The organism is Microbacterium sp. Root61 (genome assembly GCF_001427525.1).
Lineage (GTDB): Bacteria > Actinomycetota > Actinomycetes > Actinomycetales > Microbacteriaceae > Microbacterium.
Map to the genome: position 1 here is coordinate 1323544 of NZ_LMGU01000001.1, position 17385 is coordinate 1340928.

The 17385-nt window shown below is 69.3% G+C and carries 18 protein-coding genes and 1 tRNA gene; 7 read left to right on the top strand and 12 right to left on the bottom strand.

The features are described from left to right. Positions 1-3 precede the first annotated feature (3 nt). The gene (locus ASD65_RS06460; protein ID WP_056220065.1) at positions 4-1224 is read right to left on the bottom strand and encodes an NAD(P)/FAD-dependent oxidoreductase; all 1221 of its coding nucleotides are present in this window, start codon (positions 1222-1224) and stop codon (positions 4-6) included. A 194-nt stretch (positions 1225-1418) separates the two neighbouring features. Here ASD65_RS06460 and ASD65_RS06465 point away from each other — a divergent pair, with 194 nt between their 5' ends. From ASD65_RS06465 to ASD65_RS06475, 3 genes are all read left to right on the top strand, one after another. Beyond that, positions 1419-2111: a response regulator transcription factor gene (locus tag ASD65_RS06465; RefSeq protein WP_056220068.1), complete on the top strand. Its 693-nt coding sequence runs from the start codon at positions 1419-1421 to the stop codon at positions 2109-2111. A 93-nt stretch (positions 2112-2204) separates the two neighbouring features. Beyond that, positions 2205-3899, top strand: a complete 1695-nt coding sequence (locus ASD65_RS06470; protein WP_056224557.1) for an ATP-binding protein — start codon at positions 2205-2207, stop codon at positions 3897-3899. 115 nt (positions 3900-4014) lie between these two features. Further along, on the top strand, positions 4015-4299 hold the full coding sequence (locus ASD65_RS06475) for a WXG100 family type VII secretion target (protein WP_056220071.1): 285 nt from the start codon (positions 4015-4017) through the stop codon (positions 4297-4299). A gap of 68 nt (positions 4300-4367) precedes the next feature. Here the strand turns inward: ASD65_RS06475 and groL are convergent, their stop codons facing one another. The 5 genes from groL to ASD65_RS06500 all read right to left on the bottom strand — a co-directional run bounded on the left by groL (position 4368) and on the right by ASD65_RS06500 (position 8337). Continuing rightward, positions 4368-5987, bottom strand: a complete 1620-nt coding sequence (gene groL, locus ASD65_RS06480) for a chaperonin GroEL (RefSeq protein ID WP_056220074.1) — start codon at positions 5985-5987, stop codon at positions 4368-4370. Positions 5988-6105: 118 nt separating this feature from the next. Further along, positions 6106-6309 (bottom strand): cold-shock protein, encoded by a 204-nt coding sequence (locus ASD65_RS06485; protein WP_056220077.1) that lies wholly within the window; start codon positions 6307-6309, stop codon positions 6106-6108. 126 nt (positions 6310-6435) lie between these two features. Then, positions 6436-7011: a LytR C-terminal domain-containing protein gene (locus ASD65_RS06490; RefSeq protein WP_056220081.1), complete on the bottom strand. Its 576-nt coding sequence runs from the start codon at positions 7009-7011 to the stop codon at positions 6436-6438. Positions 7012-7068: 57 nt separating this feature from the next. Beyond that, positions 7069-7320 carry a DUF3263 domain-containing protein gene (locus ASD65_RS06495; protein WP_056220083.1) on the bottom strand — a complete coding sequence of 84 codons (252 nt, stop codon included), beginning with the start codon at positions 7318-7320 and terminating at the stop codon, positions 7069-7071. Positions 7321-7329: 9 nt separating this feature from the next. Next, positions 7330-8337, bottom strand: a complete 1008-nt coding sequence (locus ASD65_RS06500; protein ID WP_056220086.1) for a DUF2332 domain-containing protein — start codon at positions 8335-8337, stop codon at positions 7330-7332. An 85-nt stretch (positions 8338-8422) separates the two neighbouring features. Here ASD65_RS06500 and msrB point away from each other — a divergent pair, with 85 nt between their 5' ends. Both msrB and ASD65_RS06510 read left to right on the top strand, forming a co-directional pair. Then, positions 8423-8830: a peptide-methionine (R)-S-oxide reductase MsrB gene (gene msrB, locus ASD65_RS06505; RefSeq protein ID WP_056220088.1), complete on the top strand. Its 408-nt coding sequence runs from the start codon at positions 8423-8425 to the stop codon at positions 8828-8830. Positions 8831-8886: 56 nt separating this feature from the next. Continuing rightward, on the top strand, positions 8887-9429 hold the full coding sequence (locus ASD65_RS06510; protein ID WP_235566622.1) for a nitroreductase family protein: 543 nt from the start codon (positions 8887-8889) through the stop codon (positions 9427-9429). Positions 9430-9447: 18 nt separating this feature from the next. Here the strand turns inward: ASD65_RS06510 and ASD65_RS06515 are convergent, their stop codons facing one another. The 3 genes from ASD65_RS06515 to ASD65_RS06525 form a co-directional block, all read right to left on the bottom strand. Beyond that, positions 9448-10407 (bottom strand): DMT family transporter, encoded by a 960-nt coding sequence (locus tag ASD65_RS06515; RefSeq protein ID WP_056224559.1) that lies wholly within the window; start codon positions 10405-10407, stop codon positions 9448-9450. Positions 10408-10411: 4 nt separating this feature from the next. Next, positions 10412-10484: transfer RNA gene (locus ASD65_RS06520), tRNA-Thr, on the bottom strand. Between the two features lie 38 nt (positions 10485-10522). Further along, a complete protein-coding gene (locus tag ASD65_RS06525) occupies positions 10523-11491 on the bottom strand; it encodes a DsbA family protein (RefSeq protein ID WP_056220094.1) in 969 nt (322 codons plus the stop codon). Between the two features lie 222 nt (positions 11492-11713). Between ASD65_RS06525 and ASD65_RS06530 the strand changes: the two genes are divergently transcribed. Together ASD65_RS06530 and ASD65_RS06535 are read left to right on the top strand one after the other, a co-directional pair. Continuing rightward, a complete protein-coding gene (locus tag ASD65_RS06530) occupies positions 11714-12817 on the top strand; it encodes an ABC transporter ATP-binding protein (RefSeq protein ID WP_056220097.1) in 1104 nt (367 codons plus the stop codon). A gap of 68 nt (positions 12818-12885) precedes the next feature. Then, positions 12886-14196: a DUF4032 domain-containing protein gene (locus ASD65_RS06535; protein WP_056220100.1), complete on the top strand. Its 1311-nt coding sequence runs from the start codon at positions 12886-12888 to the stop codon at positions 14194-14196. A gap of 42 nt (positions 14197-14238) precedes the next feature. Here ASD65_RS06535 and ASD65_RS06540 read toward each other — a convergent pair whose 3' ends face one another. The 3 genes from ASD65_RS06540 to cysS all read right to left on the bottom strand — a co-directional run bounded on the left by ASD65_RS06540 (position 14239) and on the right by cysS (position 17378). Beyond that, complete coding sequence (locus ASD65_RS06540; RefSeq protein WP_056220101.1) at positions 14239-14880, bottom strand: NAD(P)-dependent oxidoreductase; 642 nt, start codon at positions 14878-14880, stop codon at positions 14239-14241. 63 nt (positions 14881-14943) lie between these two features. Beyond that, the gene (rlmB, locus tag ASD65_RS06545) at positions 14944-15936 is read right to left on the bottom strand and encodes a 23S rRNA (guanosine(2251)-2'-O)-methyltransferase RlmB (protein ID WP_056220104.1); all 993 of its coding nucleotides are present in this window, start codon (positions 15934-15936) and stop codon (positions 14944-14946) included. Beyond that, complete coding sequence (gene cysS, locus ASD65_RS06550; protein ID WP_056220107.1) at positions 15936-17378, bottom strand: cysteine--tRNA ligase; 1443 nt, start codon at positions 17376-17378, stop codon at positions 15936-15938. The genes rlmB and cysS overlap by 1 nt, the downstream gene beginning before the upstream one ends. Positions 17379-17385: the final 7 nt, after the last annotated feature.

Genomic DNA, 17385 nt, shown 5'->3' on the forward strand with positions numbered 1-17385 from the left:
CCCTCACTCCACCAGGCTCTCCAGTGGCACGTCCGGGTCGCGCAGCGCCGCAGCATCCAGCCGGCTGCCGCTGCGGATGAGCGCCTTGATGCCGTTCTGGACGTCCCAGACGTTGACGTTCATGCCGCCGACGACTCGGCCGTGATCGACCCAGAAGGCGATGAACTCACGCGCATCGAGATCCCCGCGGATGACGAGCTCGGCGTCGCGCATCAGCGGCGGGTACCCGGACAGCTCCATGCCGAGATCGAACTGGTCGGTGTAGAAGTACGGGATGCTGCTGTGCGTCGCCGAGCCGCCCATCATCGCCTTCGCCGCCACGGCTCCGGAGGTGCGCGCGTTGGCCCAGTGCTCGCTGCGCAGGTGCTGCTGGATGACCGGGTGGTAGGCGTTGGCGACGTCGCCGGCCGCGTAGACGTGTGGCGCACTCGTACGCAGGGACGCGTCGGTGAGGATGCCGTTGAGTACATCGAGGCCGGCATCCAGCGCGAGCGCGGTGTTCGGCACCGCGCCCACCCCGATCAGCACGAGGTCGGCGGGAACCGTCTCGCCGTCGACGACCACGGCCTCGACGTGCGACGACCCGACGATGCGCTCGACATCGACGGACGTGCGCAGGTCGACGCCCTTCTCCAGGTGGAGACGACGGAAGACCTCGCCCATCTGCGGTCCGACCGCGAGCGCCAGCGGAACCGGGTCGCGCTCCAGGACGGTCACCTCGTTGCCGAGCACACGCGCGGTCGCGGCCACCTCCATCCCGATCCACCCGGAGCCGATCAACACGAGACGACGACCTCCGCCGCGCAGTTCGCCGGCGAGTGCGTCGGAGTCGTCGAGCCGACGGAGCGTGTGCACACCCGGAAGCTCGTGCCCGGGCAGCGGAAGCCGACGCGGCGCGGCGCCTGTCGCCAGCAGCACCGCGTCGTAACCGAGCGAGCTGCCGTCAGACAGGTCGAGGCTGCGGCCGCCCGGGTACAGCCGCGTCACGGCGGTCTCGGTGCGCACGTCGACGCCGCGTTCGGCGTACCAGTCGGCGGGATGCAGGATCACCTTGTCCGCCCCCTCCGTGCCCGCGAGATATCCCTTCGACAGCGGCGGCCTCTGGTAGGGCAGGTGGCTCTCCTCGGCGATGACGGTCACATCGCCGTCGAAGCCCTCCCTGCGCAGCGTTGCGGCTGCCGTCCCCGCCGCCATTCCCCCACCGACGATCACGAAATGCGTCATGACTTCCTCCCGGATCGACGGAGGCCGGAACCTGATGCTCCCGACGGTATGCCTCAGGCCGCAGAAAATCGAGTGCCTCCTGCTCCGCCCAGGCGGTGCTGCGACGGCCCGGAATCACCCGCAACGGGCGGACGCGGCATCCCGTTCCGGCCGATATCCAGCGAGCGACGGCGTTGAGTCACCATAATGGGCACATGACTGCACCGCGCATCCTCGTTGTCGACGACGAGCCGAACATCCGCGACCTGCTCATCACGAGCCTCCGATTCGCGGGGTTCCAGGTCAAGGCCGTCTCCAACGGCGCTCAGACCATCTCCGCTGTCCTGGAGGAAGAGCCCGACCTGATCATCCTCGATGTGATGCTCCCCGACATGAACGGGTTCAGCGTCACGAAGCGGCTCCGGGGCGCGGGCTACACCGCTCCGATCCTCTTCCTCACCGCCAAGGACGAGACCGAGGACAAGATCACCGGCCTCAACGCCGGCGGTGACGACTACGTCACCAAGCCGTTCTCGCTGGACGAGATCGTCGCGCGTATCCAGGCGATCCTGCGTCGCACGATGCAGGCCGACGAGGAATCCGTGATCCGCGCCGGTGAGCTGACGATGGACCAGGACACCCACGACGTGCTCGTCGGGGACGTCTCGATCGACCTCAGCCCCACCGAGTTCAAGCTACTGCGCTACCTGATGCTCAACCCGAACCGGGTGCTGTCCAAGGCGCAGATCCTCGACCACGTGTGGGAGTACGACTTCAACGGCGACGCGGGTATCGTCGAAAGCTACATCTCGTATCTCCGTCGCAAGATCGATCCGCACTCCTCCGAGCCGCTGATCCAGACCAAGCGCGGATTCGGCTACATGCTCAAAGCCGGCAAGACCGCCTAGGCGGCCCGAGCAGAGGGGGCCGCACTGGAGAACAAACCCGACGCGGTCACCCGCTGGTGGCGGGGCACGAGCCTGCGCGCGAAGGTGACCGGCGTGACCGTCGCCCTGCTGGTGATCGGGCTGCTCGCCGCGGGCTTGGGGACCATGGCGTTCCTGCGATCGACGCTGGTAACCAGCCTCGACGACCAGTTGCGGCAGAGTGTCACGACGGATGTCGCCAGCTCGGTGATGACGATCACCGTCGACAACGGCGTGCCGTCCTTCGAGCCGGACGACAACGCGACGACCGACGCGTTCGTGGCGATCTACGCCCCCACCGGAGAGCTCGTCGCCTGGGCCGGCGGAAACGGTGCCCCGCGGCCGGAGTTCCCGGCCGAGTACCCGCTGCCGAAGACGTACATCCAGGGCACGACGCCGTTCGAGCTCGAGAACTCCGCCGGCGGCGCTCCGTACCATGCGAGCGTCGACACGATTCAGTTCCCGGGGGCCCGCGACCTCTACACGCAGCTGGTCGCACTGCCGCTCGCGCCCGTCGAACAGGTCGTGGCGAGCTTCCTCAGCATCTACAGCATCCTGGCCGTCATCACGATCCTCGCCGGTGCGCTCGGCACCCGCTGGCTCGTGACACTGACCTTCCGCAGCCTCGGTCAGGTGGAGACCACCGCCATGTCGATCGCCGCGGGCGACTTCAGTCAACGCATGACCGATATCGAGCCGGGCACCGAGGTGGGGCGTCTGAAAACGGCGATCAACGCGATGCTCGGCCGCATCGACGGGGCGCTGTCGGAACGGGACTCGACCGTGCGACAGATGCGGCGCTTCATCGGCGACGCGAGCCACGAGCTGCGCACCCCGCTGGTGACCGTGCGCGGCTATGCCGAGCTGTACCGCATGGGCGCCCTCGCCAACGACGAGGACGTCGCCCAGGCGATGGAGCGCATCGAGAAAGAAGCCATGCGCATGGGCGTCCTCGTCGAGGACCTCCTGGCTCTGGCCCGCCTCGACGAACGCCGCGACGTCATCTTCGCACCGGTCGATCTGCGGCCTATCGCACGGGATGCCGCACTCGACGTGCGCGCCGCGGCTCCGCGCCGACCCGTCACGGTCATCGACACGACCGACGACGCCCTCCCGCCCGGGCCCGATGGCCCCGTCGCGGAAGGGCCGGCGAGCGCGGCCGAAGCGGCCCGCCGTCGCAGTTCGCCGCCCACCTCGGCCATCGCCCGCGCCGGCGGCGCCACGCTGTCCCTGCTGCGCCGCAAGCCCCGCTCGGGGCCGCCGGGCTCCACCACCGGCGAACAGCCCGTCGTGGAGCCCTCCAGCACCACTGCGGCGCCCGTGAGCACGACGACACCGACCCCCATCGTGTTCGGCGATGAGAACCGGATCCGCCAGGTCGTGACGAACCTGCTCGGCAACGCCCGCCGCTTCACCGCCGAGGACTCCCCCATCGAGCTGAGAGTCGGGGTCGACGCGACTGCGGAGATGGGCTGGATCGAGGTCATCGACCACGGCGAGGGCATCCCGCCGCAGATCCGCGACAAGATCTTCCAGCGATTCTGGCGGGCCGACAACTCGCGCACGCGCGAGACGGGCGGCACCGGACTCGGGCTGTCGATCGTCGCCTCGATCGTCGAGGCTCTGCACGGCACCGTCGGGGTCACCGAGACGCCCGGCGGCGGAGCGACGTTCCGCGTGGCCCTTCCCTTGGCGCAGTCTCGGGATGCTTCGGAGCACCTGCTGATCCAGACGCAGCCGCTGCCGCGGCTCAGCGCTCCTGAGGCCTGAGCCCGCTCCTCCCCAGACGCACCGCCTCCGGGTGTCATGCACAAGCCGTCGTGCGATCGGCCGGGGCTCTCCGCGGCGCGTAGCGTCGCGGGATCCCCCCAGTCAGGAGCGCGAAATGATCTTCTCCGTAGACAGCGACGCTGTCCTCACCTCCACGGCCGCCGTCCGCGGCACCATCGAACGGCTGCAGGCCGAGGCATCCGCGATGCTCGGTCAGCTCACGCACCTGCAGTCGTCCTGGACGGGAACGGCCGCGATGGCGTTCCAGGACGTCATCGATCAGTGGCGCGTCACGCAGAGCCAGGTCGAGCATTCGCTCGCCGGTATCAACCAGGCGCTCGCCACGGCCGGGCGGCAGTACGCCGAGGCGGAGCAGCTGAACGCCAGCCTGTTCCGCTGACCCGTCGGCGCACGAAGAAGGGCCCCGGCGTGATGCCGGGGCCCTTCTGCTGTGTTGCCTGTGACGGACTAGAAGTCCATGCCACCCGACGGGTCACCCATCGGCGCGGGTGCGCGCTCGGGCTTGTCGGCGACGACGACCTCGGTCGTCAGGAACAGACCCGCGATGGAGGCGGCGTTCTGCAGCGCGGAGCGCGTCACCTTGGCGGGGTCGATGATTCCCTGAGCGAACATGTCGCCGTACTCGCCGGTCGCGGCGTTCAGGCCGTGACCGATCGGGAGGCCTGCGACGGTGTTCGCGACGACGCCCGGCTCGAGACCGGCGTTCAGCGCGATCTGCTTGAGCGGAGCCTCGATGGCGACGCGCACGATGTTCGCACCGGTCGCCTCGTCACCCGTGAGCTCGAGCGTCGAGAAGACGTTCTTGCCGGCCTGGATGAGCGCGACGCCACCACCGGCGACGATGCCTTCTTCGACGGCTGCCTTCGCGTTGCGGACGGCGTCCTCGATGCGGTGCTTGCGCTCCTTGAGCTCGACCTCGGTCGCGGCACCGGCCTTGATGACGGCGACGCCACCGGCCAGCTTGGCCAGGCGCTCCTGCAGCTTCTCGCGGTCGTAGTCGCTGTCGGTGTTCTCGATCTCGCGACGGATCTGGGTCACGCGACCTTCGATCTGGTCGCTCTCGCCGGCACCCTCGATGATGGTCGTCTCATCCTTGGTGATGATGACCTTGCGTGCACGGCCCAGCAGGTCCGTGGTGGCGTTCTCGAGCTTGAGTCCGACCTCCTCGGTGATGACCTGGCCACCCGTGAGGATGGCGATGTCCTGCAGCTGCGCCTTGCGACGGTCGCCGAAGCCGGGAGCCTTGACGGCAGCCGACTTGAAGATGCCGCGGATCTTGTTGAGCACGAGAGTCGCAAGCGCCTCGCCCTCGACGTCCTCGGCGATGATGACAAGCTCCTTGCCCTCCTGGATCACCTTGTCGACGATCGGGAGCAGGTCCTTGATGTTCGAGATCTTCTGGTTCGCGATCAGGATGTAGGCGTCCTCGAAGACGGCTTCCTGGCGCTCGGGGTCGGTGACGAAGTAGGGGTTGATGTAACCCTTGTCGAAACGCATGCCCTCGGTGAGCTCGAGCTCGGTGCCGAACGTGTTCGACTCCTCGACCGTGACGACGCCTTCCTTGCCGACCTTGTCGATCGCCTCGGCGATCAGCTCGCCGATCGTGGAGTCAGCGGCCGAGATCGACGCGGTAGCGGCGATCTGGTCCTTGGACTCGACGGGGCGTGCCGACGCGAGCAGCTCGGCGGAGATGGCCGCAACGGCCTTCTCGATGCCGCGCTTGAGCGAGATGGGGTCAGCTCCGGCTGCGACGTTGCGCAGGCCTTCCTTGACGAGGGCCTGAGCCAGAACGGTGGCCGTCGTGGTTCCGTCGCCGGCGACGTCATCCGTCTTCTTGGCGACCTCCTTCACGAGCTCCGCGCCGATCTTCTCGTACGGGTCGTCGAGTTCGATCTCCTTGGCGATCGAGACGCCGTCGTTCGTGATCGTGGGGGCGCCCCACTTCTTCTCGAGCACGACGTTGCGACCGCGGGGGCCGAGCGTCACCTTGACGGCGTCAGCCAGGATGTTCAGGCCGCGCTCGAGGCCACGACGGGCCTCCTCGTCGAAAGCGATGATCTTTGCCATGTGTATGTCGTCCCTCCCGGACGTGGCGTCCGGACGTAGCGAATGGTCTGTTAGCACTCCGATAACGCGAGTGCTAATCCCATTCTGGCACTCGCACCAGGCGAGTGCAAGCCACGGGTCATGCGAGGAGGCGGACCGTTTCGGCCTGGGGACCCTTCTGCCCGGCGCCGACGGTGAACTCGACCGCCTGGCCCTCCTCGAGGACGCGGAATCCCGACATCTCGATATTCGAGTAGTGGACGAAGACGTCCTGGCCGTCGGCGACGGTGATGAAGCCGAAGCCCTTCTCGGCGTTGAACCATTTCACGGTGCCCTGGGTCATGCGATCACTCCTGTAGCTGGTGGGACAGGGAGATCGTATGCACCGCGCAGGCGTCGATAGCGCCCGAACGGCAACTGTTGACACGCGTGCATCGAACTGTTTACGGGCGTGAAACACGCCCGCGGTTCACGGCGTGGGTGTCGGGGTCGGCGGATTCGCCGTGCGGTCCAGACCGACCACGATCGTCAGCTGACGCGCTTCCGGGTTGTCCGCCGGCTGATAGATCGCGTTCTGCTCGATCTCGGCGCCGCCGATGGCCTCGGCCAGACCTGCCGCGGCCGCTTCATCCTGCGGGAGCGCGTAGTAGACCGTCGTCGTGGCGAAGTCGGTCGAGCCGGCACCGCTGGCGAGGACCGTATCCGGCGCCCAGCCCGCGGTGAGAACCTGATCCCGCACGCGCGCGGCGAGCCCCTCTTCCGGCGTCGCGTTGAGCACGAGCACGCTGTACGTCGTATCGATGACGGGTGTGACCACCGGCAGCGGCGTAACACTGGGAGCCGGCGTCGGGAAGAGTGTGACCTTGCCGGTGGCGATCAGCGTGCCGAAGATGCCCAGGGCGACCAGCACGATGGTGGCGATCACGGCCCAGAGGAGGACGAGGCCTCCCCGCATGTGCGGGTTCTCGGCACGATGCGCGCCGACCCGGCCCGGATCCGACGGGAGATCGTCGAAGCGATCCCTCGGGTAGGACTGTTTCGGCATTCCCCGATGCTACCTGGCCGTCATGAGGATCTCGTGCGCGCGGCTCGCCGTGAGGCGCTACTCGCCCGCGGCCGACGCCCTCGCGAGGCGCGCCTGCTCGCGCGCGTCGCGGATCCGACGCAGCCGCTTGACCAGCATCGGGTCGTACTCCAGCGCGTCGGCGGTCTCCAGGAGCCGCCCGAGCAGTTGGTAGTACCGCGCCGGAGACAGCTCCAGCTCGGCACGGATCGCCTCCTCCTTCGCGCCCGCGTGCCGACGCCAGGCAGCCTCGAAATCGAGGAGGGCGCGTTCGCGGTCGGTCAGAGGCACACCGCCACGCTAACCCGCGCGGGCCGCCGGATCCGCGCGCCACTCCACGAAGCCGCCGAGCGGATCGACCGCCGCCACAGGCACGGCATCTCGGCCGAGCACGAACCCGCCCCACGCGGCCGGGTCGACAGGCGGATGCCAGGCCTCATGTAGCGCGGGCGGGTCGATCGTCACCCACACAGCATCGAGGTCGCGCAGCGCCCCGAGCAGGCGTTCCCGTCCCGCACGCGGGATGTGCGGCAGCACGCCGGGCGTCGTCACCACCAGCGTTGCCCCGACCGGGACCCGGGCGGCGAGGGCGAAGAGCACGGCCGGATCCGAGGCATCCCCCGCCACCAGCAGCGGCGGATCGGATGCGGCGATCCGGAGTGCAGCGCGGATCCGCTCGACGCGGCCGATCTCCCCGGGCCACACGAGCGCCTCCAGGAATCGCGCGTCGGTCGGATCGGCGGCATCGAGCGGCTCCAGATCGATGCCGGCGCGCCACACGATGTCCGGCATCCGCAGCGGTGGGCGCCTCTCTCCGCGCACCTCGCAGTCCAGCACGACCGCCGAGACGCCGTCGGTCGGATCCAGCGCCACGACGCCCTCCGGCGTCCGATACCGGTACGAGTAGCGGTCGGGGTACAGGCAGAGCCCCGCGCTCGCGCCCAGCTCGAGCAGTGCGATCGGCCCGTCGATCGTGCTGAGGGCGGGCAGCAGAGCAGCGCTGCGCTGCGGCTCGTTCGTCTGCAGGCGGCGATGGGATGCCTCGGCCACGACTTCGTCGGCATGCGCCGCGAGCCAGGCCGCCCAGGCCGCGAACGGCTCCTCGGGCGCTCCGAGCAGCCGCGTCACCGCGAACACGAGCGGCGGCTGCCGCCGGGTCTCCGGGATCCGCGCCAGGAGGGCCGAGACATCGGCATCCGCTGCCACGCCGCGCGCCCAGTCCGCGTACAGCGCGGAGCGGCCGGGCGCCTCCTCGCGCGCGAAACGGCCGTAGCGCTCCGCTACGGCGGTCGCGGCATCCGTGGTCATCTGCCCATTCTCTCGGGAGAACATCAGCGCAGCCGAACCACGCGACGTGCGCGTCGGGTTGAATGGAGGGGCAGAAGGAGGAGTCATGCCCTACGAAGTCACCAAGAGCGACGCCGAGTGGCGGTCCGAGCTGAACCCCGAGCAGTACGCCGTGCTGCGCGAGGCGGCGACCGAACGTCCGTGGACCGGTGAGCTGCTCGACGAATCGCGCGCGGGACTCTATGCCTGTGCCGCGTGCGGTGCGGAGCTGTTCCAGAGCGGCACGAAGTTCGACTCGCATTGCGGCTGGCCGAGTTTCTACGAGTCGGTACGTCCGGACGCGGTCGAGCTCATCGAGGACAACGCCCACGGGATGGTGCGCACCGAGGTGCGCTGCGCCCAGTGCGGCTCGCACCTGGGCCACGTGTTCCCGGACGGCTTCGGCACCCCGACCGGTGACCGCTACTGCATGAACTCGGTCAGCCTCGCCTTCACCCCGGACTCGAGCACATGACCTTCCCCCCGCCCCCTCCACACGCCGCTGACGCGTCGCGCGGAGCCTCCGGGCGCGTGGGCCCATCCGCCCTGGAGGCCGTCCGGGCACGGCGGTCGTGGTCGAAGGTGACGGATGTCGCTCCCACGCATGAGGAGCTCGTCACGTTCGTCTCGGCCGCAGGTCGGGTCGCCGACCACTCCTCGCTCGCCCCGTGGCGTCTCATCGAGCTGCGCGGCGACGACCGCGAGCGCCTCGGTCGCGCGATCAACAAATCCAACGGCGACAAGGGCTCGTCGTCCAAGCCACTGCGTGCGCCGCTGTTGATCGCGGTGGTGGCCAGCTACCGCAAGAGCGACAAGGTGCCGCGCTGGGAACAGGAGGCCGTCGCCTCCGGCATCGCACACGTCCTGAGCCTCGTCCTGGACGAAGCCGGATGGGGCGTCATCTGGCGCACCGGCCATTACACGCGGTCCAAGGCGGTCGCGAAGGCGCACGGGCTGAAGAAGCACGAGGAGCTGCTGGGCTGGCTCTACGTCGGCGGAAAGCCCACCGGACGCCTCGGCCGGCGCAAGCCCGTCGACGCGCGACACCACCTCAGCCGGATGCCGCAGGACTGACACGGACTCCGCGTCGGCTCAGCGCCGCGAGCGTCGCCGCCACGGCGCGGCCGCGATCAGCACCGCGAGCAGCGCCACAGCCATCATCGCGAACTGCTGACCGAGGTCGGGGCTGGCCGCCGTCGGCCACGCGGCATCCAGTGCGACCGCCGTGACCAGCTGCCCCACGACCGTGCCGAGCGCCAGCAGCAGCACGCCGGTGTAGGCGACGAGCGCGGACGACAGGAAGATGTAGACCACGCCGAGCGCGCCGCCGAAATAGAGCCACGGCTCGGTCGGGAACGGCTGCGGGGGCCCGACCAGGGCGACGTGGATCAGCGCCGCGGTCACGAGGATCGTCGTGCCCCCGATGAAGTTCACGAGGGTCGCGGTCAAAGGCGTACCCACCTGCGCCCGGAGCCGGCCGTTGGTGGCCTGCTGCCAGGCGACACCCATGCCGGCGACGAACGGCAGGACGAGCATCCAGAACGGCACGCTGGCCGCGGCGCCGCCGGTGAGCGAGATGCCCACGGCGACCAGCGCCAGCGCTCCCCCGACCACGCGCGGCATCGTCACGGCGACCGCACCGCCCGGACCGAAGCCCATCCGATCCAGCAGCAGACCGCACACGATCTGCCCCGCGACGTAGCCGACGGTGAACAGCGAGACGCCGATGATGCCGACGGCGATGCCCTGCGTGGCGACGGTGAACGCTCCGGCGGCGCCGCCAGCCAGCATCCACCACGGGATGCTGCGGCCGCGCACACCGCGGACCAGCTGGCCGAAGCCCCTGCGGCCCGCCGGCAGCGCGGCGGAGAGCACGATGAGGATCACCAGGCCGGTGCCGAACGAGACCGCGGCGGCCACGAAGCCGTCGTCGAGTCGAAGACCGAGCTGCCCATTGATGCGTGCCTGGATCGCCGTCAGGGCGCCGATGAGCGCCGCCCCCACAAGGGGAACCCAGGCCGGCACCCGAGCATGGTCGCGGGAACCTGCCATCACGAGCCGACTACGGGACTTGAACCCGTAACCCCCTAATTACAAGTTAGGTGCGCTACCAATTGCGCCAAGTCGGCAGGACATCCACTCTACCGGGGACTGATCCCCGACCCGATCAGTTCGAGGGCGTGGGCGTCGCGGATGTCGACCCGGAGGGCGCCGGCGAAGGCGTCTTGTAGTACGCGTCGCTCGCGATCGTGAGCACGAACTGCGCGAACTCCTTGGGGTCATCGACAGCGCCGACGTACGGGATGCCGTTGACCAGGATCGTGGGAGTGCCGGTCAGGGCGATGCCGTCGGTGTCGGGCAGTCCCTGCAGCGCGCGGTCGGTGGCGGCCTTGGCCCACATGGCGAACGACTCGTTCTCGATGCAGGAGCGGAGAGCCTTGGGGGCGTCGGTGCCCTGAGCGATGGCGAGGGCCGCCAGCTCGGAGTCCGTCAGTCCGTCCGAATCGACGTCGGGGCGCTGCGCGAGCAGCTCGTTGTTGAACTTGAAGAAGGTGTCGGGGGCGTGCGTGGCCACGCAGGCGGCCGCGCTCGCGGCGCGCAGCGAGTACTTCGTGCCCTTCGACTTCGCCGTCAGCATCGCGACCGGGTAGTACGTCAGGGTCGCGGCATCCTCGCTCACCCACTTGGAGAGCTGCTTCACGTTCGCCGTCTGGAAGTCGCTGGCGCCCGCGGACAGATAGTCGACGTACACGCGGATGTCCACAGCCGGCGGCGCAGTCTCGGTCGGCGCCGGAGCCGCCGCCTCGGTCGGTGCGGCAGCCGGAGCGTCAGCGCCCGGTGCATCGGCGACATCGCCCGCGGCCGGCTCGGTGGCCACCCCGGCGACCGTGGTCACGATGATGCCGTCGTTGCTGACGTTGGCCGGCTGGACGAGCGTCTTGGAGCTCGAGGAGGAGAACGCCCAGGCCACCACGACCGCGGCGACGGCGACGATCGCGACAGCACCCACGCCAACGGCGGTACGACGGATGACGCGTGCGCGAGACTGCTGCGCCTGCACCTGCTGGGCCTTTTCACGGACCGCCTCTCGGCGATCGCGCTGGACTGGCTCGGTGGGTGACTCGTCGTTGGACATGGAACCTCTGGGTATACGGGGCCGGTGTTCCGGCTGGCCGCGCGGGTGTCGCGGTCTGTTCGATGCTAGTCAGAGAGGCTGGGAAATACCCAGACACCCGCCGCACAGAGGCCGTGTCATACTGGGAAACGCGTCCAATGGCGGGCGTGCGGGTATCAGCCCCCGCTTATTCCATCACTACGGATCGTCCGGCACGTACCTGCCGGTGAGGAGAAGAAGAAAATGGCGTCAGTCACGTTCGACAACGCAACCCGTCTGTACCCCGGGGGCACCCGCCCCGCGGTCGACAAGCTCAACCTCGAGGTCGCCGACGGCGAGTTCCTGGTTCTGGTCGGCCCCTCCGGCTGTGGCAAGTCCACGTCCCTGCGCATGCTGGCCGGCCTCGAAGAGGTCAACTCCGGCCGCATCCTGATCGGCGACCGCGATGTCACCGACATCCCGCCGAAGGATCGCGACATCGCGATGGTCTTCCAGAACTACGCGCTCTACCCGCACATGACCGTCGCCGAGAACATGGGCTTCGCCCTGAAGATCGCCGGCGTCGGCAAGGAAGAGCGCGCCGCTCGCGTGCTCGAGGCCGCCAAGCTGCTCGACCTCGAGGAGTACCTGACCCGCAAGCCGAAGGCCCTCTCGGGTGGCCAGCGTCAGCGCGTCGCCATGGGTCGTGCCATCGTGCGTCAGCCGCAGGTGTTCCTCATGGACGAGCCGCTGTCGAACCTCGACGCCAAGCTCCGCGTCCAGACCCGCACCCAGATCGCGTCGCTCCAGCGCCGCCTGGGCGTCACCACCGTCTACGTCACGCACGACCAGACCGAGGCCCTCACCATGGGCGACCGGATCGCCGTGCTCAAGGACGGCCTGCTGCAGCAGGTCGGCACCCCGCGCGACCTGTACGAGCGCCCGAAGAACGTCTTCGTGGCCGGCTTCATCGGCTCGCCCGCGATGAACCTGTTCCCCGCCGACCTGGTCGAAGGCGGAGCGGCGTTCGGCACCGGCATCGCCGCCCTCGAGGCGGACACGCTCGGCAAGGCGCACGGCTCGCAGGTCACCATCGGTGTGCGCCCCGAAGACATCGTGGTCGGCCCCGAAGACGGCAAGGGCCTGTCGGTCATCGTCGACCTCGTCGAAGAACTCGGCGCCGACGGCTACCTGTACGGCCACTCGGAGGTAGGCGGCAAGCGCACCGACATCGTCGCGCGCGTCGACGGCCGTCGTCACCCGAACGCGGGCGACACCGTGGTGCTCGCTCCGGTTCCGGGACACGTCCACGTCTTCGACATCGAGAGCGGCGAGCGACTGACCGACAAGGCCATCGCGTCCGCCTGAGAAACGACGACACCGCGGCGCGGGTGGGTCTCGGACCCTCCCGCGCCGCGGCGCATTCCAGGGGAGAAATGACAGAAGCACTCAGCATCACCGCGAGTTCCGTCGATCCGGGACTGCTGACCCTGCCCTGGTCCACGCCCCTCGCGGAGTGGCCGAGCAGCACCATCGTGTCGCTGCCGAAGGGCCTCTCCCGCCACCTGGTGCGCTTCGCGAACCTGTCCGGCCGTGTCGTCGCCATCAAAGAGACGACCGTCGAGATGGCGCGACGCGAGTACGACATGCTCGGCAACCTCACCCGGCTGGATGCACCGTGCGTCGAGCGCGTCGCGGTGGTCGCCGGGCGGACGGATGCCGCGGGCAAGCCCCTCCCGGCCGTCCTGGTCACCGCGCACCTGCGGTTCTCCCTCCCCTACCGGGCGCTGTTCACCCAGGTCCTGCGGCCCAACACCGCCACACGCCTCGTGGACGCCCTCGCGCTGCTGCTCGTGCAGCTGCACAACGTCGGCTTCTTCTGGGGCGACGTGTCGCTGTCCAACACGCTGTTCCGCCGGGACGCCGGCGCATTCTCGGCCTACCTCGTGGACGCCGAGACCGGCGAGCTGCACGAGAGTGGACTCACCCCGGGTCAGCGGGCGCACGACCTGGATGTCGCCCGCACGAACATCGCCGGCGAGATCATGGACCTCGAGGCGGGCGGACGACTCGAAGGCGGCGTGGATGCCGTCGCCATCGCCGACGGCATCATGTCCTCCTATCAGTCGCTGTGGGCCGCCCTCACCGACCAGGAGACCTTCGCCGCCGACGAGTCCTGGCGCATCACCGAGCGCGTGCAGCGCCTCAACGACCTCGGCTTCGACATCGGCGAGATGTCGATCCAGGCGACCGCCGACGGCACCAAGGTGTCGATCGAGCCGAAGGTGGTCGACGCCGGTCACCACCAGCGTCGCCTCATCCGCCTCACCGGACTCGACGTCGAGGAGAACCAGGCGCGTCGCCTGCTCAACGACCTCGACGAGTTCCGCGCGCGCAGCTCGCGCCAGGGCGAGGACGACGAGGAGATGGTCGCGCACGAGTGGCTGACTCGCGTGTTCGAGCCCGTCGTGAAGGCCATCCCTTTCGACCTGCGGTCGAAGCTCGAGCCCGCCGAGGTGTTCCACCAGGTCCTCGAGCACCGCTGGTACATGTCGCAGGCGCGCGGACGCGCCGTGCCGCTGGCCGAGGTGCTCACCTCGTACATCGACGACGTGCTGCGTCACCGCCGCGACGAGGCGACCCTGATGGGACCGCCGACCGAGACCATGTCGCTGCCGGTCATCACGAGCGCCATCCCGCTGCCCGACGACGAGGCCGACGCCATCGACTGGCGCGATCTGGTCTGAGTCGCGGCATCCGCTCTGCGACGGATCGGCCGCCGCGACGGATCAGTACCCGACGGTGAAGCGCTCCCGCGAGTGCTTCGGCTCTTCGATCTCGTCGAGCACGGCGACTGCGAGGTCTGCCCCGGAGATGTAGGACTCGCCGGCGTCGTCGGTCACCAGGACGTCGCCGCCGGTGCGGTACGTGCCGGTGCGCTCGCCCGGGTTCCAGAAGCCGAAGCCGCCGGCGGGATGCACGTAGAACCAGTCGCGCGCCGCGGGACCGGCCTGGAGGTCCTCGAGGATGCCGATCGCCTCGAGTGCCTCGGGCTTGTACTCCTCGGTGAACGACGGCTGGTCGACGAGTCGCTCGCCGCCCTCGGCGATCAGGCTGCCGCCGGCGCCGCCGATGACGCCGATCCGCACGGTCATGGGCAGTTCGGCGACGAGCTCGGCGACGTTCGTGCGGACGCTGCCGAGCATGTTGCCGCGCGCCGGAACCGTCGAGACGACGACGTCGACGCCGTCGATCTCGGCCAGCAGACCCGGAACGTCCAGCAGGGTGCCCTCGATGTACGTGGCACCCACGATGCGCTCCGTCGGCACCGAGCGCGCGACGGAGACCACCGTGTGACCACGACGCACCCCCTCGGCGACGATGTGGCTGCCGGCATAGCCGGTTCCTCCGATGACGGCGATCCGGGTCATGGTCTTCCTCTCGACGACGATGTCAGGGTCAACGCCACAGGCCGCGGCGCTGACCCGATGTGCTCAGGACTGTGCGGCCCGCAGGGTGGAGACCTGGTAGAGCGCGACGGATGCCGCGATCCCGGCGTTGAGCGACTCGGTCGCCGCCTCGATCGGGATCGACACGATCTGGTCGCAGTTCTCGGTCACCAGGCGGGAGAGGCCCTTACCCTCGGACCCCACGACGATCACGACGGGGCGATCGGCGAGCTCCAGCGCGGGAAGCGACACGTCGCCCCCGCCGTCCAGGCCCAGGATGAACACACCCTGCTTCTTGAAGTCCTTGAGCGTGCTCGTGAGGTTCGGGGCGATGGCGACGGGAAGCCGCGCCGCGGCGCCCGCGCTCGTCTTCCATGCCGCGCTGTTCACACTGGCCGACCGACGTTGCGGGATGATGATGCCGTGACCGCCGAACGCGGCGGTGGAGCGGATGATCGCACCGAGGTTGCGCGGGTCGGTGATGCCGTCAAGCGCGATGAACAGCGGAACCTTGCCCTTGTCGATGACCTTCTCGAGCAGGTCCTGCGGGTGCGCGTACTCGTACGGCGGCACCTTGATCGCGACGCCCTGGTGCACGCCGTCGAAACCGGCCATGCGGTCGAGCTCCGGACGCGTGACCTCCATCACCGGGATGCCGCGGTTCGTCGCCAGCGACAGCATCTCCTTGACACGGTCGTCCATCTCCACGCGCTGCGCGATGTAGAACGCCGTCGCGGGGATCTTGGCGCGGAGGGCCTCGAGCACCGAGTTGCGGCCGGTGACCGTTTCGGTGTCGTCGTCCTTCTTCGCCGCGCGCGGGCGCGCCTGCGCCTGCCCGGCGGGCTTGCCGCGGCCACCGGCCGCCGCGTACCGCTCCTGTGCCGCCTTGCGCTTGCCGGCGGGGTGCCAGGCGCGGTCTTCGGCCTTCGGGGTCGGTCCGCGGCCTTCGAGGGACCGCTTGTTCTTGCCGCCGGTGCCCTTGGTGGGCCCCTTCTTGTTGCCCTTGCTTGCGCCGGGGCGTCCAGGCTTGCCAGCCATCAGTTCTCCTTCTGCGGGGCCTTCGCCCCGGTAGCCCCGACGCGAGACGGAGCGTCGGCGACGCTCCAGTGTGTGCCGTCGGCGGCATCTTCAAGTGTGATTCCGGCGGCGGCGATCGCATCGCGGATGCGATCGGCCCCCGTCCAGTCCTTCATCGCGCGGGCATCGGCCCGCTGCGCGATCATCGTCCGCACGAGGGCGTCCAGAGCGGATGCCTCAGCCGAGGCATCCGTCTGCTGCCACTGCGGCGACATCGGGTTGATTCCGAGGATGTCCGTCATGACGGACACCTCGCCGGCGATCGTGCGGGCGGTCTCGAGATCGCCCGCGTCCAGCGCGGTGTTGCCCTCGCGCACGCGGGCATGGATGACGGCGAGGGCCTGCGGCACTCCGAGGTCGTCATCCATCGCCGCTGCGAAGTCTTCGTTGCCGTACGAGAACCAGCCGAAGTCGCCCGCGCGGGTGACTCGGGCCAGGAAGGTGCGGATCCGCTCGAGCGCGGCCTCGGCCTCGTCGAACGTCTTGTCGGAGACGTCGAGGTTCGAGCGGTAGTGCGCCGCGCCGAGGGCGTAGCGCACGACCAACGGGTCGCGGGTGCCGAGCACGTCTTCGGCCAGGACGAAGTTGAACAGCGACTTCGACATCTTCTGGCCATCGACGGTGACCAGGCCGTTGTGCACCCAGTACCGCGCGAACGCGTCGCCCGCCGCGGCGGACTGCGCGAGCTCGTTCTCGTGGTGCGGGAAGCGCAGGTCCAGGCCGCCGCCGTGGATGTCGAACTCGGGCCCGAGGTAGCGGCGCGACATGGCGGAGCACTCGATGTGCCAGCCGGGTCGTCCGGGGCCCCACGGGGAGTCCCAGATCGCCGTCGCGGGCTCGTCGGGCTTGGCGCCCTTCCACAGCGCGAAGTCGCGCGGATCGCGCTTGCCGCGCGGATCGGCGTCTTCGGCCGGCTCCATGGCGTCCAGGGACTGACGCGTCAGCGCGCCGTACTGCGGCCACGACCGCACGTCGAAGTACACATCGCCCGCGGCGGCGTAGGCATGGCCGGCGTCGATGAGACGCTCGATGAGCTCCTGCATCTGCGGGATCGACGCGGTGGCGCGCGGCTCGTACGTCGGCGGGAGGATGCCGATCGCGGCATACGCCGAGGAGAACGCGAGCTCCATGCGGTATGCCAGCGCCCACCACGGCTCATCCGCGGTGGCGTTCACCAGCACCTTGTCGTCGATGTCGGTGACGTTGCGGACGAAGGTCACGCGACCGAACCGGTGGGCGAGCCAACGTCGCAGGATGTCGAACGTCAGGGCGCCGCGCAGGTGGCCGATATGCGGGCCGGACTGCACCGTCGGACCGCAGACGTAGACGGTGATGTTGTCCGGATCCATCGGCACGAACTCGCGCAGCTGCTGCGCTTTGGTGTCGTAGAGCTGGACTGTCACTGGTATA

Coding starts and splice junctions, on each gene's coding strand:
- ASD65_RS06460 (WP_056220065.1), bottom strand. CDS start 1,224: ATGACGCATTTCGTGATCGTCGGTGGGGGAATGGCGGCGGGGACGGCA.
- ASD65_RS06465 (WP_056220068.1), top strand. CDS start 1,419: ATGACTGCACCGCGCATCCTCGTTGTCGACGACGAGCCGAACATCCGC.
- ASD65_RS06475 (WP_056220071.1), top strand. CDS start 4,015: ATGATCTTCTCCGTAGACAGCGACGCTGTCCTCACCTCCACGGCCGCC.
- groL (WP_056220074.1), bottom strand. CDS start 5,987: ATGGCAAAGATCATCGCTTTCGACGAGGAGGCCCGTCGTGGCCTCGAG.
- ASD65_RS06485 (WP_056220077.1), bottom strand. CDS start 6,309: ATGACCCAGGGCACCGTGAAATGGTTCAACGCCGAGAAGGGCTTCGGC.
- ASD65_RS06490 (WP_056220081.1), bottom strand. CDS start 7,011: ATGCCGAAACAGTCCTACCCGAGGGATCGCTTCGACGATCTCCCGTCG.
- ASD65_RS06500 (WP_056220086.1), bottom strand. CDS start 8,337: ATGACCACGGATGCCGCGACCGCCGTAGCGGAGCGCTACGGCCGTTTC.
- msrB (WP_056220088.1), top strand. CDS start 8,423: ATGCCCTACGAAGTCACCAAGAGCGACGCCGAGTGGCGGTCCGAGCTG.
- ASD65_RS06515 (WP_056224559.1), bottom strand. CDS start 10,407: ATGGCAGGTTCCCGCGACCATGCTCGGGTGCCGGCCTGGGTTCCCCTT.
- ASD65_RS06525 (WP_056220094.1), bottom strand. CDS start 11,491: ATGTCCAACGACGAGTCACCCACCGAGCCAGTCCAGCGCGATCGCCGA.
- ASD65_RS06530 (WP_056220097.1), top strand. CDS start 11,714: ATGGCGTCAGTCACGTTCGACAACGCAACCCGTCTGTACCCCGGGGGC.
- ASD65_RS06535 (WP_056220100.1), top strand. CDS start 12,886: ATGACAGAAGCACTCAGCATCACCGCGAGTTCCGTCGATCCGGGACTG.
- ASD65_RS06540 (WP_056220101.1), bottom strand. CDS start 14,880: ATGACCCGGATCGCCGTCATCGGAGGAACCGGCTATGCCGGCAGCCAC.
- rlmB (WP_056220104.1), bottom strand. CDS start 15,936: ATGGCTGGCAAGCCTGGACGCCCCGGCGCAAGCAAGGGCAACAAGAAG.